The sequence below is a fragment of the Streptomyces sp. BRA346 genome (assembly GCF_052851135.1).
In genome coordinates this window covers 17961-41672 of record NZ_JAIWIH010000014.1, presented here as the reverse complement: position 1 = coordinate 41672, position 23712 = coordinate 17961, and the positions used below count along the sequence as shown (strand labels likewise).

The following is a 23712-nucleotide window of genomic DNA, read 5'->3' as shown; positions in this document are numbered from 1 at the left end:
GCGGGCCGGACCCCACGGTCGCGGTCGGTCAGTCGCAGCCGCAGCCCGTCGCGGAAGCCGGGGCAGGGGCCGGAGCCGGGGCGCCGATGGTGGGCAGCCCGAGCATCACGCCCGCAGGCTTCTTCTCCTCGGCCGCGTTCCGCCGCTCCCACGCGTCGCCCGCGCGCGTACGCCGGACGCCCCGGGCCGGGCCCTCGGCCAGCAGGTGGTGCGGCGCGGCGTAGGTGACGTCGACGGTGACGACGTCACCGGGGCGCACCGGCTCGTCGGGCCGGGTGAAGTGCACCAGACGGTTGTCGGGGGCGCGGCCGGACAGCCGCCGGGTGGCGTCGTCCTTGCGGCCCTCGCCCTCGGCGACCAGCACCTCGAGCGTCCGGCCCACCTGCTTCTTGTTCTCCTCCCAGGAGATCTCCTCCTGGAGGGCGACCAGCCGCTCGTACCGCTCCTGGACGACCGCCTTCGGCAGCTGCCCGTCCATCTCGGCGGCGGGCGTCCCGGGCCGCTTGGAGTACTGGAAGGTGAACGCCTGGGCGAACCGCGCCTCGCGCACCACGTGCAGCGTCTGCTCGAAGTCCTCGTCCGTCTCGCCGGGGAAGCCGACGATGATGTCGGTCGAGATGGCGGCGTCCGGCATCGCGGCGCGCACCTTCTCGATGATGCCGAGGTAGCGCTCCTGCCGGTACGAGCGGCGCATCGCCTTCAGCACGGTGTCCGAACCGGACTGGAGCGGCATGTGCAGCTGCGGCATCACGTTCTCCGTCTCCGCCATGGCGGCGATGACGTCGTCCGTGAAGTCGCGCGGATGCGGCGAGGTGAACCGGACCCGCTCCAGCCCCTCCACGTTTCCGCAGGCGCGGAGCAGCTTGCTGAACGCCTCGCGGTCGCCGATGTCGGAGCCGTACGCGTTCACGTTCTGGCCGAGCAGGGTGATCTCGGTGACACCCTCGGCGACCAGCGCCTCCACCTCGGCGAGGATGTCGCCCGGGCGGCGGTCCTTCTCCTTGCCGCGCAGCGCCGGGACGATGCAGAACGTGCACGTGTTGTTGCAGCCGACGGAGATGGAGACCCACGCGGCGTACGCGGACTCGCGCCGGGTCGGGAGGGTGGAGGGGAAGGCTTCGAGCGACTCGGCGATCTCGACCTGGGCCTCTTCCTGGACCCGGGCGCGCTCCAGCAGCACCGGCAGGCTGCCGATGTTGTGGGTGCCGAAGACGACGTCGACCCAGGGGGCCTTCTTGACGATGGTGTCGCGGTCCTTCTGGGCCAGGCATCCGCCCACGGCGATCTGCATGCCCGGGCGCCGCGCCTTGATCGGTGCGAGCCGGCCGAGATTGCCGTACAGCCGGTTGTCGGCGTTCTCCCGCACCGCGCAGGTGTTGAAGACGACGATGTCGGCTTCGCCCTCACCGGTGCCTTCGGGCGCACGGACGTAACCGGCGCCTTCCAGCAGGCCGGACAGGCGCTCGGAGTCGTGGACGTTCATCTGGCACCCGTAGGTGCGCACCTCGTAAGTCTTCGCACTCATCTCAATCGACCAGGGTACGTGCTCGTCCCGCTCCCCCGCCCCTCCCTTCCCGCGGCGGGGGCTGGCAGGATCCTGCCCATGGCCGTCACTCTTCCGCGCCCGGACCGGCGCCGCGCCCTGCAGTCCGCCGCGGCGGGCGTGGTCGTCCTCGCGCTGCTGCTGTGGTGGCTCCTGCCGGTCGGCGGCGGGGAGAAGCCCGAGGGGAAGGTGACCTTCGCGACGGGGGTGTCCACCGGCGTCTACCAGACCTACGGCGAGATGCTGAAGCGGGACCTGTCGCGGGACCTGCCCGATGTGGACGTCACGCTCCTGGAGACCCGGGGGTCGCCCGACAACGTGGAGCGGCTGGCCCGCGGCCGGGCCACCTTCGCCATCGCCGCAACCGACGCCGTCGCCGCCTACCACGGCCGGGACGCCGGGCGGCTGCGTGCCTGCGCGCGGCTGTACGACGACTACATGCAGCTGATCGTGCCGCGCGGCTCGAAGGTGCGCTCGGCGCGGGATCTGCGGGGGCTGCGGGTCGGCGTCGGGGACGACGGCTCGGGCGTACAGCTGATCACGCGGGGGCTGATCAAGGCCGCCGGGCTCGACTTCGACAAGGACATCACGGCCGTGCGCTCCGGTATCGACACGATGCCGGAGCTGCTGCGGAAGGGGAAGCTGGACGCCTTCTTCTGGTCGGGCGGTCTGCCGACCACCGCGGTGCGCACCCTGGCCCAGATGTATCCGATCCGGCTCGTCCAGCTCGGCGACCTCACCGGCCCGCTGCACCGGCAGGGCGGGGTGACGCGCTACTACCGGGCGGCGACCGTGCCCGCCGACGCGTATCAGGAGATACGTCAGCCGGACGACGTCAAAACGATCGCGGTACCGAATCTCCTGGTCACCACGGATCGGGTGGACCCTGAGCTGGCGAAGGGCGTCACCCGCACGGTGATAGAGAACCGGGACCGCATCGGAGCGAAGGTGCACGCCGCGCAGAAAGTGGACCTGCGGACGGCCGTATTCACCGATCCGCTGCCGCTGCACAAGGGCGCCGCGCGCTATTACCGCTCGGAGAAGCCGTGACGCCCCTGACAGCAGCGCATCTCACTGCGGCTTGCTGCGCGGCACGGTGATGGTGACGCGCAGTCCGCGGGGCTCGTTGGGCGCGTAGGCGATGGTGGCGCCGCCCGCCGTGAGCAGCGCACGGGAGATGGACAGGCCCAGTCCGGAACCCGAGACGTTCTGGTGCCGGTTGCTGCGCCAGAAGCGGTCGCCGATCCGGGCCAGCTCGTCCTCGGTGAGGCCGGGACCGCCGTCGGCGACGGTCAGGGCGATGGACTCGCCCTCGGCCCGCGCCGAGACCTCCACGTGCGACCCCTGGGGCGTGAACTTGAGCGCGTTGTCGACGACCGCGTCCAGAGCGCTGGACAGGGCCACCGGGTCGGCCCAGCCGGTGATGGCCGAGGGGCCCGTGTAGGCGAGACCGACCTCCTCGCGCCCGGCGACCGGAAGCCAGGCGTCCACCCGGTCGGCGGCCAGTTCGGCGATGTCGGTGAGACGCAGGTCGGCCGCCGTGTGCTCGGCCAGGGCGAGGTCGAGGAGGTCGTCCAGGACGCGGGCCAGGCGTTTGCCCTCGGTGCGCACCGAGGCGATCTCCTCATGGCCGTCGGGCAGCTCGAGACCCAGCAGCTCGATGCGCAGCAGCAGCGCGGAGAGCGGGTTGCGCAGCTGGTGGGAGGCGTCGGCGACGAAGGCCCGCTGCTGTTCCAGGACTTCCTCGACGTTGTCGGCCATCTCGTTGAACGAGCGGGCCAGCCGCCGCAGTTCCGGCGGGCCCGAGGCGGCCGCGACCCGCGACTGCATGCGCCCGGTCGCGATGTCGTGCGTGGCGGTGTCCAGGATGCGTACGGGCCGCAGCACCCAGCCGGTCAGGCGGAACGCGGCCCCCACCGCGAGCAGCATCGCGGCGCACTCCCCGCCCCCGATGACCAGCCAGCCGTGGAGGATGCGCGAGCGCATCCGGCCGGTGGGCGAGTCGGTCACGACGACGGCCACCACGTCCCCGTCCCGTACGACGGGGGACGCGACGGTGAGCCTGCCCCGCTGCCACGGCCACACCTGCGGCGGATCGTGGCTGCGGCGCCCGGCCAGGGCCTCGTCGAAGGCCTCGGCGCCGTTCCCGTCCCGGGGCAGCCGCCAGTCGGCGGGCGCCTTGGCCATCCGCAGGCCGTCCCGGAAGAACACCCCGGCCCGGATGCCGTACAGATCGTGGTAGCGGGCGAGTTCCGAGCTCAGCGTATTGAGCCGTTCATTGCCCTCGCCCCCCTTGTCCCCCTTCGCGCCCATCACGGCCGTCGGCCCGGCGGTGACGAACTGGGCGAGCGCGGCGAAGCGGGCGGTGTCGTCGATCCGGTCGACGACCACGCGCTGCTGCTCGCGGGCGGCCAGGCTCATGGCGAGCGGGAAGCCGAGGGCGAGCAGGACGCCCGCCATGAGGACGATCAGCAGCGGGAGGAGACGAGTGCGCACGCGGGCAGCCCTGGCCGCTCAGCCGGCCGGGGCGACGAGACGGTAGCCCACGCCGCGGACCGTCTCGATCAGGGCGGGCATGTGCAGCTTGGAGCGGAGCGAGGCGATGTGCACCTCCAGGGTGCGTCCGGTTCCCTCCCAGCTGGTGCGCCACACCTCGCTGATGATCTGCTCACGGCGGAAGACCACGCCGGGGCGCTGGGCCAGCAGCGCGAGCAGGTCGAACTCCTTGCGGGTGAGCGAGACCGTCGTGCCGTCGACCGAGACCTGGCGGGTGAGCAGCTCGATGGTGACCGGGCCGAGCCGCAGCGGCGGCTGCGGGCCCTCCCCGCTCTCCTCCGTACCGGCCCCGGCACCGGAGTCGGAGGGGAGGGTACGCCTGCTGACGGCGTGGATGCGGGCGAGCAGCTCCATGGTGTCGTACGGCTTGACCACGTAGTCGTCGGCGCCGAGGTTGAGCCCGTGTATGCGGGACCGCACGTCGGAGCGCGCGGTCACCATGATCACGGGCGTCGCGGTGAGCTTGCGGATCCGGCCGCACACCTCGAAGCCGTCCTGGTCCGGCAGTCCGAGGTCGAGGAGTACGACGCCGAAGGGCGCGCCCGCACCGGGCAGCAGCGCCTTCAGCGCCTCCTCGCCGCCGCGGGCGTGGGTGATGTCGAAGCCGTGCCGGGACAGCACCGCGGTCAGGGCCGCGGCCACATGGTTGTCATCCTCGACGAGCAGCAGCCTCACCGGCCCCTCCTCCACTTTCCCTCTCATGGGTGCGTGCCTTGTGCCCGCGCGGCCCCGAAACGTGACCGAAGACACGGCCCCAAGGAATCCACTCCGATACACGCGCATGCGTCAAGACGCATACAGTCACAGGAAGGTTTCCGTTATGCAGCCGGTACGACACCCCTGAGGACCTTTACACAGAGTGCCAGGCCGAAGCCAGATCGTTATCCTCAATTTCCGCTCAGATGTAATGACGCTGATTGTGGCTGCTCATTAATGTCCTCCCAACCAAGGAGGACGGGAGCGGAAAGCCGAATGAGCGAAGTATCGGTGACCAAGGACGCCGCGCCGGTGGCGAACGCGTTGGTCGCGCTGTCCGGAGTCAACAAGCACTTTGGCGCGCTGCATGTCCTCCAGGACATCGACCTGACCATATCCCGCGGCGAGGTGGTCGTCGTCATCGGACCGTCGGGATCCGGTAAGTCCACGCTGTGCCGCACGATCAACCGGCTGGAGACGATCGACGCCGGATCCATCACGATCGACGGCAAGCCGCTGCCCCAGGAGGGCAGGGAGCTGGCCCGCCTGCGGGCGGACGTCGGCATGGTCTTCCAGTCCTTCAACCTCTTCGCGCACAAGACGGTGCTCGAAAACGTGGTGCTGGGCCAGATCAAGGTCCGTAAGGCGGACAAGAAGGCCGCCGAGGACAAGGCCCGGAAGCTGCTCGACCGGGTGGGCGTCGGCGCCCAGGCGGACAAGTACCCCGCCCAGCTCTCCGGCGGTCAGCAGCAGCGCGTGGCCATCGCCCGCGCGCTGGCCATGGACCCGAAGGTGATGCTCTTCGACGAGCCCACCTCGGCGCTCGACCCGGAGATGATCAACGAGGTGCTGGAGGTCATGCAGCAGCTCGCCAGGGACGGCATGACGATGGTCGTCGTCACCCACGAGATGGGCTTCGCGCGCTCCGCAGCGAACCGCGTGGTCTTCATGGCCGACGGCCGCATCGTCGAAGAGGCCGAGCCGGACCAGTTCTTCAACAATCCGCGCAGCGACCGGGCCAAGGACTTCCTCTCGAAGATCCTCCACCACTGAGCCCGCGACCGCACACCCAAGTTTGCGATGACGCCAAGTCCGCGAAGACGTACGGAACCAAGGATGGGGCAGCACCATGAGGATGCGTAACACGGCAGCGGCCGCAGCGGTGGCACTCGCTCTCGCGGCGACCGCGACCGCCTGTGGCGGCGAGAAGGGCACCGCAGGCGACAAGCCGAAGGGCGGCGAGGTCTACGAGGGCTCGTACACCGTCGCCAAGGACGTGAAGCTGAACTCGCCGACCCTGAAGGCGGCGCAGAAGCGGGGCAAGATCGTCATCGGCGCCAAGGCCGACCAGCCCTTCCTGGGCTTCGTGGACACCGAGGGCAAGCGCTCCGGCTTCGACATCGAGATCGCCAAGATGGTCGCGGCCGACCTCGGCTTCTCCGCGGACAAGATCACCTTCAAGACGGTCGACTCCAACGTCCGCGAGACCTCCATCTCCAAGGGCCAGGTCGACTACTACGTCGGCACCTACACGATCAACGACGAGCGCAAGAAGCAGGTCGGCTTCGCGGGCCCGTACTACAAGGCCGGTGCCGACCTGCTGGTCCGCAAGGACGAGAAGGGCATCACCGGCCCGGACAGCGTCAAGGGCAAGAAGATCTGCTCGATCGTCGGCTCTACTCCGCTCCAGGAGATCAAGAAGCCGAAGTACGGGGCCAAGACCACCGAGCTGAGCAAGTACTCGCTCTGCGTCAAGCAGCTCCTCGACGGCCAGGTCGACGCGGTCACCACCGACGACGCGATCCTCAAGGGCTACGCGGCCCAGCGGCCGTCGAAGCTCAAGCTGGTGGAGAAGCCGTTCACCGAGGAGCCGTACGGCGTCGGGATGAACAAGAACGACAAGGTGCTGCGCGACGCGATCACCGACTCGCTCGAGAAGCACATCAAGAACGGCGACTACAAGAAGGCGTACGTCGGCACGCTCGGCAAGTCCGGCTCCTCCTACGTCGCGCCGAAGACCCCGCTGCCCCGCTACTGAGCGGTCCGGTCCCCCGTTCACCCGTGAAGCCGGTGCGCTCCGCACGCCGCTGACCCGACCGCTACCGCGGAGAATCGATGAACGTACTCCTCGATCATTTGCCCCAGTTCCGCGAGGGCTTTCTCGGAACCCTCGCCCTCACGGCGGCCAGTGCGGCGCTCGCCCTCGTCCTGGGCATCATCATGGCCGGCTTCCGGGTGTCCCCCATTCCGCCGCTGCGCGCCTTCGGCACGGCGTGGGTCACCCTGCTGCGCAACACTCCGCTGACCCTGCTGTTCCTGGTCGCCTTCTTCGTGGTCCCGCAGATCTTCTTCCCGGGAACGAGTCCGTTCGTTCTCGCGATGGTGGCGCTGGGCTGCTACACGTCGACCTTCGTCTGCGAGGCCGTGCGGTCCGGTATCAACACCGTGCCGCTCGGCCAGGCGGAGGCCGCCCGCAGCCTGGGCATGTCCTTCGCCCAGACGCTGCGGCTGATAGTCCTGCCGCAGGCCACCCGGACCGTGATCCCTCCGATGAGCAGCATCTTCATCGCTCTGACGAAGAACTCGGCCATCGCGGGCGCCTTCAGCAACACCGAACTGTTCAACGTCTCGAAGCTGCTGAGTGACAAGGGCTTCCCAATCGGGTGGATCTTCCTGTGGGTCGCCCTGTGCTACCTCGTCATCACCTTCACCATCAGCGGTGCCTTCCGACTGCTGGAGAGCCGTCTGGAGGTGGCCCGATGAGCGCGAGCGTCCTGTACGACGCGCCCGGCCCCAAGGCCCGTATCCGCAACCGCGTCTACTCGGTCCTCGGCACCCTCGCCGTCCTCGCCCTGATCGTCTTCGCCGTCCTGCGGCTGAACGAGAAGGGCCAGTTCGCGCCGGAGATGTGGGAGATCTTCAACAACGCGGGCGTGCGGACCAGCATCCGCGACGGCGTGCTCACCACCCTCCAGGTGTTCGCCGTGGCGTCGGTGCTCTCGCTGGTCCTGGGCATCCTGCTCGCGGTCGCCCGGCTCTCGGACCACCAGCCCGTGCGCTGGCTCGCGACCGGATTCATCGAGCTGTTCCGGGCCATCCCGCTGCTGATCACCATCTACGTGCTGTGGGTTCTCCTCCTCACCTACCGCTCCGACCTGGGCCTCACCGGTGACAGCACCGGCTTCTGGGCGCTGGTCGTCGGGCTGACCGTCTACAACGGCTCGGTGCAGGCCGAGGTGCTGCGGGCGGGCATCAACGCGGTGCCCCGCGGGCAGCGTGAGGCCGCCTACGCCCTCGGCATGAGCAAGACCCAGGTCATGACGACGGTCCTGATTCCGCAGGCCGTCCGGGCGATGCTGCCGACCATCATCAGCCAGCTCGTGGTGACGCTGAAGGACACCTCGCTCGGCTACGTCATCACCTACCAGGAGCTGCTGTTCCAGCTCCAGCAGCTCGCCGGGAACATCGTCGTCAACGACGACAACCCGTACGTCCCGGTGATCATCGTCGGGGGCACCATCTACATCGCGATGTGTCTGGCCCTCTCCTCGCTGGCCACCTGGATCGAACGGCGCGGCCGGCGCGCCAAGACCGGCATCCCGGTCGCGGACGCCGCCCAGCCGCTCGCGGCCGTCGACGCGCTCGACGCGGTGGACCAGCCCGCGCCGGAGCAGCCGGCCGGCAAGACCGGCTGAGGCAACCGGGTCCTGACGGGCGGTGGCGCGTGCGCCACCGCCCGTCGCCGCTTGACGCGGGCACTCGCAGTCGGTTGCATGCTTTCTGTGATCGCTCACCGGGTTTCAACTGCCAGTTTCCGTACGTCACGTACGCCCCGCAGGGCCATGGGAACCGCGCCGTGGACCCGGTGATCGTCGCCGGGGCGGGCCCGGTCGGGCTCACCCTGGCCCTCGCACTCGCCCGTCAGGACGTCCCCGTCGTGCTGTTCGACGAGACCGCCGGGGGCGACGAGCCGCGCCTGGCCCGCACCGTCGTGCTGCGCCCGGACACCGCCGCCCTGCTGGAGCGGCTCGGCTGCCGGGCCACGGCCGGGGCGCGGCCGTGGACGGGGTGGCGCACGCTGCGCCGCCGCCAGCTCGTACGGCACGTCCCCCTGGTGCCCGGCCCGCTTTTCGGCGCCCCTCCCCCGGCGGCCACCGAAGACGGCGACGGGCGGGACGGTGCCACACGCGACGGATCCCCTCGGGACGGATCCTCTCGGGACGGATCCTCTCGGGAGGGCGAGCCCGAGGCACCGGTGTCCTCCCCGCTGCATCTGCCGCAGCACGAGCTGACCCGGGCGCTGCGGGCGGCGCTGGCCGCCATCGGCGACGAGGACCTCGTACGGATCGTCCCCGGCACCCGCGTCGAGACCGTGGAGCAGGACGCGCGGGGGGTGAGCGTACGGACCCGGGGCGCCCAGGCCACCTGGTGGCGGGGCAGCCACCTGGTCGGCTGCGACGGCCCCCGGTCCACCGTCCGCAAGCAGCTGGGGGTGCGCTTCCCCGGACGTACGGCGGTGGAACGGCACGCCGTCGCCGCCCTGCGCGCCGACCTCCCCTGGCCCGGTGAGGCCGTACTGCACCGCTCGCCGCCGTGGCGCAGCATCGACGCGGAGGTGACCGCCCGTCCGCTGCCGCACGGCGTCTGGCGGATCGACTGGCTGCTCCCGCCGGGCCGCGACCTCGTCACCCCGGACGCCCTCATGGTCCGGGTGCGCGACACCCTCGCGGGGTGGTGCGAGGAGACCGCGATCCCCTACGAGCTCCTGGACACCGGCGTGCACACCGTGCACCACCGGCTCGCCCGGCGCTGGCGCGTGGGCCGCGCCTTCCTCGCCGGGGACGCCGCCCATCTGCACGGCGCCCTGGGCACCCAGGGGCTCGAAGAAGGGCTGCGGGACGTCGGCAATCTCGCCTGGAAACTCTCGCTCGCCTGGCACCACGGCGCCTCCGACGCCCTGCTCGACAGCTATCAGGCGGAGCGGCGGACGGCCGTCGCCGCGCGACTGCGCACCGCCGACCAGGCGCTGCCGCTGGTCCGGGCGGCCGGGGGGTGGCGCGCGGTACGGCGCACGGTGCTGCCGGGGGGCAGCCGCGGCCATGACGCGCTGCTCACCGACGGCCACCTCGGCCATGGCCCCCTCGGCGCGCCCCCCGCCTACGGCCGCTCCCCGCTGGCCCCCGCGGCGCCCCCGGAGGGCTCCGTCACGGTGGGCACGCCCACCGGGGGGCCGGTGGCCGACGTCCGCGTGACCGCGCCGGACGGGGCGGTGGTGCGGCTGTGGGAGCGGCTGGACCGGGAGCTGCTGGTGGTGCTGGTCGCCCCGGGCACCGGGGTGTGGGACCGCCGCCACTGGATGCGCGCGGGGCTGATGCCCCGGCTGGCGGCGGCCGTCTCGGCCCTGCCGATGCGCACGGAACTGCTGGTCGCCGAGGAGTACCCGGGGGCTCCGGCCCACACCGTGCTGCTGGTGCGGCCGGACGGCCATCTCGCCGCGGCGCTGTCCGGGGTACGCCCCGCCGAGCTGTACGCGTGCGCGGACGCGGCGCGAGGCGGGGACACCGCCCGGGGCGTGGACGCGGAGGCCATGGCACGCCGGTAGTGAGGGGAAGCCACGGCACGCCGGTGGTGAGGAGTGCGTCACGCGCCCCCGCGCCCATCATGGCGCTGACGTCGTACGCCGGTGTGTGGGCCGTCCCGGAGCGCCCCCGGTGTGATTGACCTCCCCGTCCGGCTCATGCTTCACTGCGGAGCGTGACTGACACCGGCCTGCCTCGCTTCTGGCGGAGGGTCCATCTGGACCTCCTCCGCTACGCGGGCTGCGTGTGTCGTCCGTCCTGTTGATCCGCTTTTCCTCCCGCGCGGCCCGGCCGCGCCTCTTTCGCGATCACCCAGGACGGTTTCCGTGTCTGACGCACCCCTTCTCTCCCCTGCGCGCCCCTCGGCCGGTCCCGCCACGCCGCCCAGCGCGGCCGATCTGCTGGACTTCGTCCGCCGGACCGCCGCCGACGCCGAACTCGTCGCGTCGCTCCCGCTCGATCCCGAGGGCCGCACCTGGCTGCGGCTGGAGGGCCCGGGTGGCAGCGAGGCATGGCTGATCGCCTGGCCGCCCGGCACCGGCACCGGCTGGCACGACCACGGCGGCTCGCACGGGGCGTTCGTGACGGCGGCCGGCGAGCTCAACGAACAGTCGCTGGCCGTCCGCCTGCCCACCGAGGGCTGGAAGACCCTCGAACTGGCCGAGGGCGTGGACCGCGAACGGCGGCTGTCCGCCGGACTCGGCCGGGCCTTCGGTGCGCACCACGTCCACGAGGTCATCAACCCGTCGCCGGAGCGGCATGCGGTGTCGGTGCACGCCTACTATCCGCCGCTGCCGCTGATGCGGCGCTACAGCCGCACCGGCCAGGTGCTGCGGCTGGAGCAGGTCGAGCAGCCGCAGGAATGGGAGTAACGCGATGGGCACGGCACACGTGACGAAGCGCAGCGTGGAGGAGCTGCTGGCCGAGGCCCGCCAGGGGCTGGACCGGCTCGGCCCCGAGGAGGCCGCCGCCGTGCAGTCCGCGGGCGGACTGCTGGTGGACATCCGGTACGCGGCACTGCGGGAGCGCGACGGCACCATCCCCGGCGCGCTGATCGTCGAGCGGAACGAGCTGGAGTGGCGGCTCGACCCGCAGTGCGACCACCGGCTGCCCGAGGCCACCCACCACGACCTTCAGGTGGTGGTGGTCTGCAACGAGGGCTATGCGTCGAGCTTCGCGGCGGTCTCGCTGCGGCAGCTGGGCCTGACCCGGGCGACCGATCTGACCGGCGGCTTCCAGGCCTGGCGGGCGGCCGGTCTCCCGGTGCACTGACCTCTCCGGCCCGCACCCCGTGGGCGGGAAGGTTCCGCTTCGACCAGACGTCGACCGGAGGGACCCGGACGGTCGGACATGGGCCGGAGGGCCCGATGTCGGCCGGAGCGTCAGACGTCGGGCAGATGGTGCTCCAGCAGCTCCGGGTCCTCGCCCTCCTCCTCCAGCGCGCGCCGCACCACCCGGAGTGCCACCCCCTCGGGATATCCCTTGCGGGCGAGCATTCCGGCGAGGCGGCGCAGCCGCTTCTCCCGGTCGAGCCCGCGGGTGGTGCGCAGCTTGCGCTCGACCAGCTCGCGGGCGGTCCGCTCCTCCTGATCGGCCTCGAGCTGCCCCACCGCATCGGCGATCAGCGCGGAGTCGACGCCCTTGGTGCGCAGCTCCCGGGCGAGCGCGCGGCGGGCCAGGCCCCGGCTGTGATGCCGGGACTCCACCCAGGCCTCCGCGAACGCCGCGTCATCGATGAGCCCGACGTCCTCGAACCGGGACAGCACCTCCTCGGCCGCCTCATCGGGGATGCCGCGGGTGCGCAGGGCGTCCGCGAGCTGCTGACGGGTGCGCGGGGTCCCGGTGAGCAGGCGCAGGCAGATCGCCCGCGCCTGCTCCTCCGGGCCGAGCGGCGTCCCCTGCTCGGCCCTCGACGAGGAGGGGGCGCCGCGATCCGGACGGTCCGGGGGCTCCGGACGGCCCGGGCCGTCCTGCCAGTCGGTCCGCCGTGTCATGGATCAGCTCTTCGCCGCGGCGGTCTTGGCCGCCTTCGACCCGGACTTGGCCGCCGGGGCCGCCGCGGGCTTCGCCGGTTCCGCGGCGGGCGCGGCACCCGCCGCGTCCGGGCCGGGCTCGGCGGCCGGGTCCGCGGGCTTCACGCCGATGCCGAGCTTCTCCTTGATCTTCTTCTCGATCTCATTGGCGAGATCGGGGTTGTCCTTCAGGAAGTTGCGGGCGTTCTCCTTGCCCTGGCCGAGCTGGTCGCCCTCGTAGGTGTACCAGGCGCCGGACTTGCGGATGAAGCCGTGCTCGACGCCCATGTCGATCAGACCGCCCTCGCGGCTGATGCCCTGGCCGTAGAGGATGTCGAACTCGGCCTGCTTGAAGGGCGGCGCGACCTTGTTCTTGACGACCTTGACGCGGGTGCGGTTGCCCACCGCGTCGGTGCCGTCCTTGAGGGTCTCGATGCGGCGGATGTCCAGACGCACCGAGGCGTAGAACTTCAGCGCCCGGCCACCGGTGGTGGTCTCCGGGGAGCCGAACATGACGCCGACCTTCTCCCGGAGCTGGTTGATGAAGATCGCGGTGGTCTTCGACTGGTTCAGCGCACCGGTGATCTTACGGAGCGCCTGGCTCATCAGCCGGGCCTGGAGGCCGACATGGGAGTCGCCCATCTCGCCCTCGATCTCCGCGCGCGGCACCAGCGCGGCGACGGAGTCGACGACGATGAGGTCGAGGGCGCCGGAACGGATCAGCATGTCCGTGATCTCCAGCGCCTGTTCGCCGTTGTCCGGCTGGGACAGGATCAGCGAGTCCGTGTCCACGCCCAGCTTCTGCGCGTAGTCGGGGTCGAGGGCGTGCTCCGCGTCCACGAAGGCGACGGTGCCGCCGGACCGCTGGGCGTTGGCCACCGCGTGCAGGGTCAGGGTGGTCTTACCGGAGGACTCCGGCCCGTACACCTCCACCACGCGGCCGCGCGGCAGCCCGCCGACGCCGAGGGCCACATCGAGAGCGGTCGACCCGGTGGGGATGACCTCGATGGGCTCGTTCGGCCGCTCGCCCATGCGCATCACGGCGCCTTTGCCGAACTGCCGTTCAATCTGTGCGAGCGCGGCGTCGAGTGCCTTCTCGCGGTCGGTTCCTGCCATGGGTTCCACCCGGTTTGCTTGAGTCGATCGCTTCACGTCCATGACGCTAGCGCCTGCCACTGACAAGCGGCCCGGACATGCTCGGCCTGTGGATAACCGGGCCGGGTCTCCATCAGAATGGATGTTCGATTTTTGTGTCAACTGCGCCGGGACAGCGCGTGTCGCATGCGCGCCAGCGCGGAGGCACCGCGCCGCCGCGTCCGCCCGTGCATCCGCGGATCGTCCGTCACGTCGTAGCGCTTGATGTACGCGCCGAGGAACGCCTGGAGCGTCGCGGTCGCCGGAATCGCGATCAGCGCCCCCACCGCGCCCAGCAGCGCCGTGCCCGCGATCACCGATCCGAAGGAGACGGCGGGGTGGATGTCCACGGTCCGCGACGTGATCCTCGGCTGGAGCAGGTAGTTCTCGAACTGCTGGTAGACCACGACGAAGACCAGCACCCAGATCGCGTACCAGGGGTTGACCGTGAAGGCGATCAGCATCGGCAGGGCACCCGCGAGGTACGTGCCGATGGTCGGGATGAACTGCGAGATCAGCCCCACCCAGACGGCCAGCGCCGGGGCGTAGGGCACGCCCAGGCTCTCCAGCAGGATGTAGTGCGCGACACCGGAGATCAGCGCCATCAGCCCGCGCGAGTAGATGTAGCCGCCGGTCTTGGCGACCGCAATCTCCCAGGCCCGCAGCACCTCGGTCTGCCGGTTCGGCGGCAGGACGGAGCACAGCGCGCGGCGCAGCCGGGGGCCGTCGGCGGCGAAGTAGAAGGCGAACAGCGTCACCGTGAGGAGCCTGAACAGCCCGCCGAGCACCTGCGCGGAGACGTCCAGCACATTGTCGGCGCTGTTCTTCACATAGCTCTGAAGCCAGTCGGAGTGGAGCAGGCTGTCCTGGATCTCCAGCCGCGACAGCCGGGTGTGGAACGTGTCGTTCATCCAGCTGACCACCTGATCGAGGTACTTCGGGAAGTCCTCGACCATGGTCATGATCTGGTCGGCCAGCATCGAGCCGAGCAGGGTGAAGAAGCCCGCGGCGGTGACGAGGATGCCGATGAAGACAATCCCGGTGGCCAGGCCCCGGCGGACGCCGCGCGCGGCCATGCGGTCCACGGCCGGTTCGATCGCGAGCGCCAGGAAGAACGCGATCAGGACGTTCAGCAGCAGTCCGGTCAGCTGATCGAAGGCCCAGGTGGCGAGCCGGTAACAGGCCACCAGGGCAAGGGCGAGCACCATGGCGCGGGGCAGCCAGCGCGGCATGCGCGCGGACTGCGCCGAGCCCTCCGTGGGGGCCGGTGCGTCCTTCGGGGCCTGTGCGGGGGTCGGGACGCCGTCGGCGTCGGGGGAGAGGGTCTCTTCGGTCGGGGCCACCCGGCAAGTGTGGCGTACACCCGTCCAGAAAATCCGGCCACCCCGGGAGTGCGCTCCCTCTCACACGTCCCGGCCCCCGCCCGGCGCTCGTCAGCGCTTCTCGGGAGGGATCTCCATCGCGGTGCACACCCCGCGCCAGACGTCCTTCGCCTCCCACCCCGCGGCGAGCGCCTGGTGGACGGTCCGGCCGCCGAGCTGGGACATCACATGATCGCGCGCGAAGGAGTCGGCGTACGCCTCACCGAAGTGATCCGCCATCCGCTGCCAGAAGACCGTCAACCGCATGCGACCAGTATCGCGCTCCCGGGGTGCACCGGGGCGTGAGCCCCCTTCCGCAGGCGTTTCCCGCCCTACGGTCTGTCCCATGGATCGATCCGCAGCAGTCCCCTCCTCCCCGTCCGCGCCGCCCGCGCCCGCCTCTCCGCTCGCGCGCGCCGCGCGGTTCGTGTGGCTGACCGCACGCGTGCTCGAGCAGCGCCGGTTCGCGTATCACTTCCAGGACGCCGACGCCGAGCCGGTCGAGACCGCGCTCGCCGCGTACCTGGGCACCGACGGGGGCTACGGCCACGCCCTGGAGCCGGATCTGCGCGGCCCGGTGAGCCAGCCGCAGCACGTCGCGCACGCCCTGCGGGTGCTCGACGGGATCGGCCGCTGCGGCGGGCAGCGGGTGGAGCGGCTGTGCCGCTATCTGACCGCGATCTCCACCCGGGACGGCGCCCTGCCCGCATGCCACCCGTCGCTCCGCGACTACCCGGCCGCCCCCTGGATCCGGCCGTCGGACCATCCGCGCGGCGATCTGCTGACCACCGGCCCGGTGGTGGGGCTGCTGCACCGCAACGAGGTGTGGCACGCCTGGCTGTTCCGCGCCACCGACTTCTGCTGGGCGGCGGTGACGGCGCTGGAAGAGGGCGCCCCGGCGCGTCCGTACGAGGTGGCGGCGGCCGTCGCCTTCCTCGACGGCGCACCGGACCGGGCGCGCGCCGAGGAGGTGGCCGAGCGGCTGGGCCGCCGGGTGCGGGAGCGGCGGCTGGTGGTACTGGACCCCGAGCGCGCCGAGGACGGTCCGCTGCCGCCCGGCCACGGCCCCGGTGACCACAGCTTCGTGTACGACGTCGCCCGTGCGCCCGGCTCGCTGGCCCGCCGCTGGTTCACCGACGCCGAGGTGGAGCGCTCGCTGGACTTCCTGGCGGCCGCGCAGCGCGAGGACGGCGGCTGGCCGGCCCGGCGGCGGGCCTGGACCCCGGGGGCGGCGCTGGAGTGGCGGGCGGTGGTGACCGTGGAGGCGCTGCTCACGCTGCGCGCCTACGGGCGGGCGATCTGAGGAACCTGGGCTGGCCCGCTGACCTGCGCGGACGGCCCGTTGTCGGTGGGGCGGTGCACGATGGGGGACATGGCACGGTCGGCGCTGCACGCACTTTCCCCGGCCACCCGAGGGTGGTTCACGGGCGCCTTCACCGCGCCCACGGCCGCGCAGGAGGGGGCGTGGCGGGCGATCGGCGAGGGCTCGGACGTGCTGGTGGTCGCCCCGACCGGCTCCGGCAAGACGCTGGCCGCGTTCCTGGCGGCGCTGGACCGGCTGGCCGCCGAGCCGCCGCCCGCCGAGCACCGCAAGCGCTGCCGGGTGCTGTACGTGTCGCCGCTGAAGGCCCTGGCGGTGGATGTGGAGCGCAACCTGCGCAGCCCGCTCACCGGCATCCGGCACGAGGCGGCGCGCCTCGGCCTGCCCGAGCCGGAGATCCGGGTGGGCATCCGCTCCGGCGACACCCCGGCCGCCGAGCGCCGCGCCCTGGCCACCCGCCCGCCGGACATCCTCATCACCACGCCCGAGTCGCTGTTCCTGATGCTCACCTCCGCCACCCGGGAGGCGCTGCGCGGAGTGGAGACGGTGATCCTGGACGAGGTGCACGCCGTCGCGGGGACGAAGCGCGGCGCGCATCTCGCGCTGTCCCTGGAGCGGCTGGACGAGCTGCTGGACCGGCCCGCCCGGCGGATCGGCCTGTCGGCGACGGTGCGCCCGGTGGACGAGGTGGCGCGCTTCCTGTCGCCGCGGCGCGCGGTGGAGATCGTCCAGCCGCCCTCGGGCAAGGAGTTCGACCTGTCGGTGATCGTCCCCGTCGAGGACCTGGGAGAGCTGGGCGGCTCCCCGGCCCAGGACGGGCAGCCGGGCGAGAAGCCGTCGATCTGGCCGCATGTGGAGGAGCGGATCGCCGATCTCGTCCAGGCGCACCGGTCCACGATCGTCTTCGCCAACTCCCGCCGCCTGGCCGAGCGGCTGTGCAACCGGCTCAACGAGATCGCCTACGAGCGGGCCACCGGTGAGGCACTGCCCGAGGACCACTCCCCCGCCGAGCTGATGGCCGAGGCCGGTGCGGCCCGTGGTGCGCCCGCGCTGCTCGCCCGCGCGCACCACGGCTCGGTGTCCAAGGAGCAGCGGGCCCTGGTCGAGGAGGACTTGAAGGCGGGTCGGCTGCCCGCCGTCGTCGCCACCTCCAGCCTGGAGCTGGGCATCGACATGGGCGCGGTGGACCTGGTCGTCCAGGTCGAGTCGCCGCCCTCGGTGGCGTCCGGACTCCAGCGGGTGGGCCGGGCCGGGCACCAGGTGGGCGCGGTCTCCACCGGTGTGGTGTTCCCCAAGTACCGCGGCGATCTGGTGCAGGCGGCGGTGGTCACCGAGCGGATGCGGGAGGGGGCCATCGAGTCGCTTCGGGTGCCCGCGAATCCGCTGGACGTGCTCGCCCAGCAGCTCATCGCCATGACGGCCATGGACAGCTGGGACGTGGAGGAGCTGCTGGCCCTGGTCCGCCGCGCCGCGCCGTTCGCCTCGCTCCCGGAGTCGGCGTACACCTCGGTCCTCGACATGCTCGCGGGCCGCTATCCCTCCGACGCCTTCGCCGAGCTGCGGCCGCGCCTGGTGTGGGACCGGGTCGCGGGGACGGTCACGGGGCGGCCGGGGGCGCAGCGGCTCGCGGTGACCTCCGGGGGCACCATCCCCGACCGCGGGCTGTTCGGCGTCTTCCTGGCGGGCGCGGACCCGAAGAAGGGCGGCGGCCCATCCGATACAGCAGCGCGAAGCGCTTCCGCTCGGGGCGGTGGCGGGCGACGGGTGGGCGAGCTGGACGAGGAGATGGTCTACGAGTCGCGGGTGGGCGATGTGTTCACCCTGGGCACCACGTCCTGGCGGATCGAGGACATCACCCGCGACCGCGTCCTGGTCTCCCCCGCTCCCGGCGTCCCCGGCCGGCTCCCCTTCTGGAAGGGCGACCAGCTCGGCCGCCCGCTCGAACTGGGCCGGGCGCTGGGCGCGTTCCTGCGGGAGGTCGGCGCCCTCGCTCCGGAGAAGGCCCGGGAGCGGCTGCTGGCCGCCGGGCTCGACGCCTGGGCCGCCGACAACGTGATCGCGTACCTGGGCGAACAGCGCCAGTCCTGCGGCCATGTGCCGGACGACCGGACGATCGTGGTGGAGCGCTTCCGTGACGAGCTGGGCGACTGGCGCGTGGTGGTCCACTCCCCCTTCGGCGCGCAGGTCCACGCCCCCTGGGCGCTCGCGCTCGCCGCGCGGCTGTCCGAGCGGTACGGCATGGACGCCCAGGTGATGCACGCGGACGACGGCATCGTGCTGCGGCTGCCCGACGCGGACCTCATGGGCCTGGACCTGCTCGACACCGATCCGATGCGGCAGGGCACCGAGTACGACGGCGAGCAGTCCCCCATCGGAGCGGCCGATGTCGTCTTCGACCGGGGCGAGGTGTCCCAGATCGTCACCGACCAGGTCGGCGGTTCGGCCCTGTTCGCCTCCCGGTTCCGCGAATGCGCCGCCCGCGCCCTGCTGTTGCCCCGGCGCGATCCCGGCAAGCGCACCCCGCTGTGGCAGCAGCGCCAGCGGGCCGCCCAGCTCCTCCAGGTGGCGAGCGAGTTCGGTTCGTTCCCCATCGTGCTGGAAGCCGTCCGCGAATGCCTCCAGGACGTCTTCGACGTGCCCGGCCTCACCGAGCTGATGGGCGACATCGAGGCCCGGCGGGTGCGGCTGGTGGAGGTGACCACCCCGGAGCCGTCCCCCTTCGCCCGCTCGCTGCTCTTCGGCTACGTGGCGCAGTTCCTGTACGAGGGCGACTCGCCGCTGGCCGAGCGGCGCGCCGCGGCCCTCTCCCTCGACTCGCGGCTGCTGGCCGAGCTGCTGGGCCAGGCCGAGCTGCGCGAGCTGCTGGACGCCGACGTCCTGGACGAGCTGGAGCGCGAGCTTCAGTGGCTCACCGAGGACCGCCGGGCCAAGGACGCCGAGGGCGTCGCCGATCTGCTGCGGCTGCTCGGCCCGCTCACCGGCGCCGAGCTGGCCGGGCGCGGCGCCGACCCGGCCTGGGCGGAGGAGCTGGAGCGGGCCCGGCGCGCGATCCGGGTCCGTATCGCGGGCGAGGAGCGCTGGGCGGCCGTCGAGGACGCGGGGCGACTGCGCGACGCACTGGGCACGGCGCTGCCGGTGGGCGTCCCCGAGGCGTTCACCGAGCCCGTGGGCGACCCGCTCGGCGATCTGCTGGCCCGCTACGCCCGCACCCACGGCCCGTTCACCTCCGCCGAGGCGGCCACCCGGCTGGGTCTGGGCACGGCCGTCACCGACGGCGCCCTCCAGCGCCTGGCCGCGAGCGGCCGCGTCGTCCAGGGCGAATTCCATCCCTCCGGAATCGGTCAGGAATGGTGCGACGCCGCCGTGCTGCGCAGGCTGCGCCGCCGGTCGCTGGCCGCGCTGCGCCAGGAGCTGGAGCCCGTACCGCCTTCGGCGCTCGCCGCCTTCCTCCCGCAGTGGCAGCATCTGGGCACCCACAGCCTGCGGGGCATCGACGGGCTGGTGCGCGCCATCGAGCAGCTCCAGGGCGCACCGGTCCCGGCGTCCGCCCTGGAGAAGCTCGTCCTGCCCTCCCGGGTCGGCGACTACAACCCGACGATGCTGGACGAGCTGACCGCCGCCGGTGAGGTCGTCTGGGCCGGTGCGGGCGCGCTGCCCGGCAAGGACGGCTGGGTCACCCTCCATCTCGCCGAGACCGCGCCGCTGCTCCTGCACACCCCGCACCCCTTCGAGGCGGGGCCGCTCCACCAGGCCGTGCTGGACGCGCTGGCCGGGGGCTTCGGGCTGTTCTTCCGGCAGATCGCCGAGCAGGTCCGGGCCGCCGGTCACGAGTTCCAGGACGCCCAGCTCGCCGAGGCCATATGGGACCTGGCCTGGTCCGGCCGGCTCACCGGCGACACCCTGGCCCCGCTGCGCTCCCTGCTGGGCTCGGGCCGCACCGCGGGCGCCACCGCCCACCGCGCCAAGCGCACGGTCCCCCGGGGCCGGTACGGCACGCTGACGGGGCGCACCGGCCGCCCCACCGCCTCGCGCAGCGGGCCGCCGACCGTCGCCGGGCGCTGGTCGCTGCTGCCGGAGCGCGAGCCCGAGCCCACCCACCGGGCGCACGCCCTGGCGCGCACCCTGCTGGACCGGCACGGGGTGGTCACCCGCGGAGCGGTCGCCGCCGAGGGGGTCGAGGGCGGCTTCTCCGCCGCGTACCGGGTGCTGTCCGCCTTCGAGGAGACCGGCCAGGCGCGCCGCGGCTATGTGGTGGAGGGGCTGGGGGCCGCGCAGTTCGCGATGGACGGCGCGGTCGACCGACTGCGCGCGGTCAGCACGGCGCGCGACCGGGCGGCGGGCGCGGCCTTCGGCGGTCACAACAGTTACGGCGGCCCGGACAGTTACGGCGGCCCGGGCGGTCACGGCCGTCCCGGCGGTCCGCCGGGGCAGTCGTCCCGGCACACCACCGTCCTCGCCGCCGCCGACCCCGCCAACGCGTACGGCGCGGCCCTCCCCTGGCCCGATCCGCCCGCGGGCGCGAACCACCGGCCGGGCCGCAAGGCGGGCGCCCTGGTGGCGCTGGTCGACGGGGAGCTGACCCTCTACATGGAGCGCGGCGGCAAGACCCTGCTCGCCTGGCCCGCGGGCGAGGCCGAGGCGGGGTCCCCGGAGGACGACGCCCGGCTGCGTACCGCGGTCGAGGCCCTGGCGCAGTCCGCCCGCGCGGGCGCCCTCGGCTCGGTGACCGTCGAGCGGGTCAACGGCGCCGCGGCGCTGTCCTCGCCGATCGGCCGCGTCCTGGAGGCCGCGGGCTTCCACGCGACCCCGCGCGGCCTGCGGCTGCGTCCCTGAGGGGGCGGGATGCCCGAGGGAGACACCGTCTGGCAGACGGCCCGGCGCCTGGACGACGCCCTGGCGGGCCCGCCGCTCACCGGCTGCGATCTGCGGGTGCCCCGGCTGGCGACCGTCGACCTCACCGGCCGCCGGGTCCTCGAGGTGGTCGCGCGCGGCAAGCATCTGCTGACCCGGGTGGAGGGCGGGCTGACCCTCCACTCCCATCTGCGGATGGACGGCGCGTGGCTGGTGTACGGCCACGGCGAGCGCTGGCGCGGCGGCCCGCACCACCAGATCCGCGCCGTCCTGGCCACGGCCGAGCGCACCGCCGTCGGCTACCGCCTCCCGGTCCTGGAGCTGCTGCGCACCGCGGACGAGGACCGCGCGGTGGGCCACCTCGGGCCCGATCTCCTCGGCCCGGACTGGGATCCGGACGAGGCGCTGGGGCGGCTGCTCGCCGACCCGTCCCGCCCGGTGGGCGAGGCGCTGCTGGACCAGCGCAACCTGGCCGGAATCGGCAATGTGTACGCGTGCGAGCTGTGCTTCGTACTGCGGATCCCGCCCTGGCTGCCGATCGGCCGCGTGCCCTCCCCCGAGCGCCTGGTGGACCTCGCCAAGCGGCTCCTGGAGGCCAACCGGACGCGCCGGGCGCGGGTCACCACGGCGCAGGCGCGCCCCGACCGGCGGCTGTGGGTGTACGGCCGCGCGGGGCGTCCCTGTCTGCGCTGCGGTACGCCGGTGCGCGCCGCGGACCGGGGCCGCGCGGGTCAGGAGCGTACGACCTTCTGGTGCCCGGTGTGCCAGCCGGAGCCTCCCGCCCCGCCAGACTAATTGACGGGCCGTCAGATCCGGTCGTACCGTCGGCCCATGACCGTCACGGCGTACGACCTCACCGGCCGCACCGCGCTGGTCACCGGCGCCGCGAGCGGCATCGGACGCGCCACCGCAATCCTGCTGGCGGCGGCCGGAGCGATCGTGCACTGCGCCGACCTGGACGAGCAGGGCGCCCGGCGGACCGCGGAGCGCATCACCTCCGACGGTGGCAGCGCCCACGCCCACCCCCTCGACGTCACCGACCGCGCCCAGGTCGCGGCCGTCGTCTCCGCCGCTGCCACGGCGGCCGTCCGCGCCGGGGGCCATCTCGCCGTGGTGGCGGCCATCGCCGGGATCATGCACCGCAGCACGGTCCTGGAGACCGTGGAGGCCGATCTGGACCGGGTGCTCGCGGTCAACTTCAAGGGCGTGCTGTACGGCTGCCAGGAGGCGGCCCGCGCCATGATCGACCACGGCGCCGGCGGGTCCATCGTCACCATGGCATCCGGCGCGATCGACTCCGGCACCCCCGGGCTGCTGTGCTACGGCGTCGCCAAGGCCGCCGTGGTCCAGCTGACCCGGACCCTCGCCGCCGAGGTGGGACCGCACGGCATCCGCGTCAACGCGGTCGCCCCCGGCTGGGTGCGTACGCCCATGACGCGGCGCGGCACCGCCGAGGAGCAGCGGCGCGCCGAGGCACCCATGGCCCGGCACGCACCGCTGGGGCGGGTGGGCGAGCCGGAGGACGTCGCCCATGCGGTGCTGCACCTGGCTTCGGACGCCTCCGCGTTCACGACCGGCCAGATTCTGCGCCCGAATGGCGGAGTCGCGATGCCCTGGTGATCCGCTCGCGCACGCCTCCGCGCCGGGGCGAGGGACCGCAGTGCACGGGCAGCAGGCTCAGCCCCCAGCCGCCGACGGCGAACGCCCCCTCGACCGGTCCGGTCCCGGTCGGCTCCACCGCCAGCCGGAGCACGGACCACCACCACAGGCCGCCGAGAACGAGCGCGACCACCCATCGAACCGGCCTTCGGCGCAGGGTGCCGGCCCCTCCCACGGCTGCCATGCTGCCTCCTTCGGGCGACGCTAGCGGGCGACGCTAGACGCCTGTTCGCACGCGGCGGGAGGGCGCACAGGAGGCCCGTCAGCGCGTGTCGGACCCCCGCGCTCCCCCAGTGTGCCCAGCCGCACCGCGGGGCGCACCCAGAGCGGGGCACCCCCGCGGCGGGCCATGAGCCGACGTCCGTCAGCTCGCAGACTGTGCGGCCATCGCCCGAGGCCGGGGGGCGTGCCCCGGCGATGACCACACAGGGTGCGAGCGGAAGTACCGCCCTTGCCTGTCTCGTCGCTCAGTGTCCGTTGACGTTCTCCGCCTGGAACATCCAGTGGTGCTTCTCCAGGTCCCGGGTGAGCCCGATGAGAATGTCCTGGGTCACCGGATCCGGCTCGTCCGTCGCGGCGATGCGCTCGCGCATGCGCGAGATCACGGACCCGAGTGCGTCCACGAGCGTCCTCACGGCGTCCGTGTCCTGGGTCCAGCCCTCCTTGACGTTGCCGATGGCGCTCTGCTTGGCCACCGTCTCGGCCCGTCCGTCCGGCGCAATCCCGAGCGCCGAGGCGCGCTCCGCGACCGTGTCGGCGTGCGTCCTGGCCGTCGACACCACATCGTCGAGCTGGAAGTGAACCGTGCGGAAACGCGGTCCGATGACCGTCCAGTGAATCTGCTTGCCCACCAGGGCGAGGTCGACGAGGTCGACGAGGGCGCCTTGCAGAGCGTCGCTGACGACCTTGAGGTTCTCCTCGGCGAGCGGGCTCTTGACCACAGACATCCACTTCCTCCTGTTCGACCGTTTGGCCCCCCTTGATTACCTCTCCACCAGTC

At 72.6% G+C, this 23712-nt stretch carries 21 protein-coding genes; 13 read left to right on the top strand and 8 right to left on the bottom strand.

The genetic code is table 11. The features are described from left to right. Positions 1-28: 28 nt before the first annotated feature. Positions 29-1525 carry a tRNA (N6-isopentenyl adenosine(37)-C2)-methylthiotransferase MiaB gene (gene miaB, locus LCH29_RS18910; protein WP_446462905.1) on the bottom strand — a complete coding sequence of 499 codons (1497 nt, stop codon included), beginning with the start codon at positions 1523-1525 and terminating at the stop codon, positions 29-31. A 78-nt stretch (positions 1526-1603) separates the two neighbouring features. Here miaB and LCH29_RS18905 point away from each other — a divergent pair, with 78 nt between their 5' ends. Further along, the gene (locus LCH29_RS18905) at positions 1604-2593 is read left to right on the top strand and encodes a TAXI family TRAP transporter solute-binding subunit (RefSeq protein ID WP_446462904.1); all 990 of its coding nucleotides are present in this window, start codon (positions 1604-1606) and stop codon (positions 2591-2593) included. Positions 2594-2614: 21 nt separating this feature from the next. On the opposite strand, the gene LCH29_RS18900 is transcribed toward LCH29_RS18905, so the two are convergent. Beyond that, complete coding sequence (locus LCH29_RS18900; RefSeq protein ID WP_446462903.1) at positions 2615-4039, bottom strand: ATP-binding protein; 1425 nt, start codon at positions 4037-4039, stop codon at positions 2615-2617. Positions 4040-4057: 18 nt separating this feature from the next. Further along, a complete protein-coding gene (locus LCH29_RS18895) occupies positions 4058-4774 on the bottom strand; it encodes a response regulator transcription factor (protein WP_446462902.1) in 717 nt (238 codons plus the stop codon). A gap of 297 nt (positions 4775-5071) precedes the next feature. Between LCH29_RS18895 and LCH29_RS18890 the strand changes: the two genes are divergently transcribed. The 8 genes from LCH29_RS18890 to LCH29_RS18855 all read left to right on the top strand — a co-directional run bounded on the left by LCH29_RS18890 (position 5072) and on the right by LCH29_RS18855 (position 11646). After that, entirely contained in the window at positions 5072-5848 is a 777-nt protein-coding gene (locus tag LCH29_RS18890) for an amino acid ABC transporter ATP-binding protein (RefSeq protein ID WP_009714604.1), read from the top strand. A 76-nt stretch (positions 5849-5924) separates the two neighbouring features. After that, positions 5925-6833, top strand: a complete 909-nt coding sequence (locus LCH29_RS18885; RefSeq protein ID WP_446462901.1) for a glutamate ABC transporter substrate-binding protein — start codon at positions 5925-5927, stop codon at positions 6831-6833. Positions 6834-6910: 77 nt separating this feature from the next. Continuing rightward, on the top strand, positions 6911-7558 hold the full coding sequence (locus tag LCH29_RS18880) for an amino acid ABC transporter permease (protein ID WP_446462900.1): 648 nt from the start codon (positions 6911-6913) through the stop codon (positions 7556-7558). Beyond that, positions 7555-8490, top strand: a complete 936-nt coding sequence (locus tag LCH29_RS18875) for an amino acid ABC transporter permease (protein WP_446462899.1) — start codon at positions 7555-7557, stop codon at positions 8488-8490. Before LCH29_RS18880 ends, LCH29_RS18875 begins: the two co-directional genes overlap by 4 nt. Before the next feature lie 161 nt (positions 8491-8651). Then, positions 8652-10397 carry an FAD-dependent monooxygenase gene (locus LCH29_RS18870; protein WP_446462898.1) on the top strand — a complete coding sequence of 582 codons (1746 nt, stop codon included), beginning with the start codon at positions 8652-8654 and terminating at the stop codon, positions 10395-10397. Positions 10398-10549: 152 nt separating this feature from the next. Then, the gene (locus LCH29_RS18865; RefSeq protein WP_324618140.1) at positions 10550-10639 is read left to right on the top strand and encodes a putative leader peptide; all 90 of its coding nucleotides are present in this window, start codon (positions 10550-10552) and stop codon (positions 10637-10639) included. Between the two features lie 61 nt (positions 10640-10700). Further along, positions 10701-11246, top strand: a complete 546-nt coding sequence (locus LCH29_RS18860) for a cysteine dioxygenase (protein WP_446462897.1) — start codon at positions 10701-10703, stop codon at positions 11244-11246. Between the two features lie 4 nt (positions 11247-11250). Further along, positions 11251-11646 carry a rhodanese-like domain-containing protein gene (locus LCH29_RS18855; protein WP_446462896.1) on the top strand — a complete coding sequence of 132 codons (396 nt, stop codon included), beginning with the start codon at positions 11251-11253 and terminating at the stop codon, positions 11644-11646. A 110-nt stretch (positions 11647-11756) separates the two neighbouring features. Here LCH29_RS18855 and recX read toward each other — a convergent pair whose 3' ends face one another. The 4 genes from recX to LCH29_RS18835 all read right to left on the bottom strand — a co-directional run bounded on the left by recX (position 11757) and on the right by LCH29_RS18835 (position 15148). Further along, on the bottom strand, positions 11757-12368 hold the full coding sequence (gene recX / locus LCH29_RS18850) for a recombination regulator RecX (RefSeq protein WP_446462895.1): 612 nt from the start codon (positions 12366-12368) through the stop codon (positions 11757-11759). A gap of 3 nt (positions 12369-12371) precedes the next feature. Continuing rightward, positions 12372-13502, bottom strand: a complete 1131-nt coding sequence (gene recA / locus LCH29_RS18845) for a recombinase RecA (protein ID WP_446462894.1) — start codon at positions 13500-13502, stop codon at positions 12372-12374. A gap of 137 nt (positions 13503-13639) precedes the next feature. Continuing rightward, positions 13640-14863 (bottom strand): AI-2E family transporter, encoded by a 1224-nt coding sequence (locus LCH29_RS18840; protein ID WP_446462893.1) that lies wholly within the window; start codon positions 14861-14863, stop codon positions 13640-13642. A gap of 90 nt (positions 14864-14953) precedes the next feature. Beyond that, positions 14954-15148 carry a DUF3046 domain-containing protein gene (locus LCH29_RS18835; RefSeq protein ID WP_123107059.1) on the bottom strand — a complete coding sequence of 65 codons (195 nt, stop codon included), beginning with the start codon at positions 15146-15148 and terminating at the stop codon, positions 14954-14956. Between the two features lie 79 nt (positions 15149-15227). On the opposite strand from LCH29_RS18835, the gene LCH29_RS18830 reads away from it, so the two are divergent. From LCH29_RS18830 to LCH29_RS18815, 4 genes are read left to right on the top strand one after another with little or no spacing between them, the layout of a single operon-like run. Beyond that, positions 15228-16184 (top strand): hypothetical protein, encoded by a 957-nt coding sequence (locus LCH29_RS18830; RefSeq protein ID WP_446462892.1) that lies wholly within the window; start codon positions 15228-15230, stop codon positions 16182-16184. A gap of 60 nt (positions 16185-16244) precedes the next feature. Next, positions 16245-21035 carry an ATP-dependent helicase gene (locus LCH29_RS18825; protein ID WP_446462891.1) on the top strand — a complete coding sequence of 1597 codons (4791 nt, stop codon included), beginning with the start codon at positions 16245-16247 and terminating at the stop codon, positions 21033-21035. Positions 21036-21044: 9 nt separating this feature from the next. Further along, positions 21045-21848: an Fpg/Nei family DNA glycosylase gene (locus LCH29_RS18820; RefSeq protein ID WP_446462890.1), complete on the top strand. Its 804-nt coding sequence runs from the start codon at positions 21045-21047 to the stop codon at positions 21846-21848. Between the two features lie 36 nt (positions 21849-21884). Next, complete coding sequence (locus LCH29_RS18815) at positions 21885-22673, top strand: SDR family NAD(P)-dependent oxidoreductase (RefSeq protein WP_446462889.1); 789 nt, start codon at positions 21885-21887, stop codon at positions 22671-22673. A gap of 506 nt (positions 22674-23179) precedes the next feature. Here LCH29_RS18815 and LCH29_RS18810 read toward each other — a convergent pair. Beyond that, positions 23180-23659, bottom strand: coding sequence for a Dps family protein (locus LCH29_RS18810; protein ID WP_446462888.1), 480 nt, complete (start codon positions 23657-23659; stop codon positions 23180-23182). Between the last annotated feature and the right edge of the window lie 53 nt (positions 23660-23712).

Excerpts from the sequence above, each read along its gene's own strand:
- miaB (WP_446462905.1), bottom strand. The coding sequence starts at position 1,525 with ATGAGTGCGAAGACTTACGAGGTGCGCACCTACGGGTGCCAGATGAAC.
- LCH29_RS18905 (WP_446462904.1), top strand. The coding sequence starts at position 1,604 with ATGGCCGTCACTCTTCCGCGCCCGGACCGGCGCCGCGCCCTGCAGTCC.
- LCH29_RS18890 (WP_009714604.1), top strand. The coding sequence starts at position 5,072 with ATGAGCGAAGTATCGGTGACCAAGGACGCCGCGCCGGTGGCGAACGCG.
- LCH29_RS18885 (WP_446462901.1), top strand. The coding sequence starts at position 5,925 with ATGAGGATGCGTAACACGGCAGCGGCCGCAGCGGTGGCACTCGCTCTC.
- LCH29_RS18880 (WP_446462900.1), top strand. The coding sequence starts at position 6,911 with ATGAACGTACTCCTCGATCATTTGCCCCAGTTCCGCGAGGGCTTTCTC.
- LCH29_RS18875 (WP_446462899.1), top strand. The coding sequence starts at position 7,555 with ATGAGCGCGAGCGTCCTGTACGACGCGCCCGGCCCCAAGGCCCGTATC.
- LCH29_RS18855 (WP_446462896.1), top strand. The coding sequence starts at position 11,251 with ATGGGCACGGCACACGTGACGAAGCGCAGCGTGGAGGAGCTGCTGGCC.
- recX (WP_446462895.1), bottom strand. The coding sequence starts at position 12,368 with ATGACACGGCGGACCGACTGGCAGGACGGCCCGGGCCGTCCGGAGCCC.
- recA (WP_446462894.1), bottom strand. The coding sequence starts at position 13,502 with ATGGCAGGAACCGACCGCGAGAAGGCACTCGACGCCGCGCTCGCACAG.
- LCH29_RS18835 (WP_123107059.1), bottom strand. The coding sequence starts at position 15,148 with ATGCGGTTGACGGTCTTCTGGCAGCGGATGGCGGATCACTTCGGTGAG.
- LCH29_RS18830 (WP_446462892.1), top strand. The coding sequence starts at position 15,228 with ATGGATCGATCCGCAGCAGTCCCCTCCTCCCCGTCCGCGCCGCCCGCG.
- LCH29_RS18825 (WP_446462891.1), top strand. The coding sequence starts at position 16,245 with ATGGGGGACATGGCACGGTCGGCGCTGCACGCACTTTCCCCGGCCACC.
- LCH29_RS18820 (WP_446462890.1), top strand. The coding sequence starts at position 21,045 with ATGCCCGAGGGAGACACCGTCTGGCAGACGGCCCGGCGCCTGGACGAC.
- LCH29_RS18815 (WP_446462889.1), top strand. The coding sequence starts at position 21,885 with ATGACCGTCACGGCGTACGACCTCACCGGCCGCACCGCGCTGGTCACC.
- LCH29_RS18810 (WP_446462888.1), bottom strand. The coding sequence starts at position 23,659 with ATGTCTGTGGTCAAGAGCCCGCTCGCCGAGGAGAACCTCAAGGTCGTC.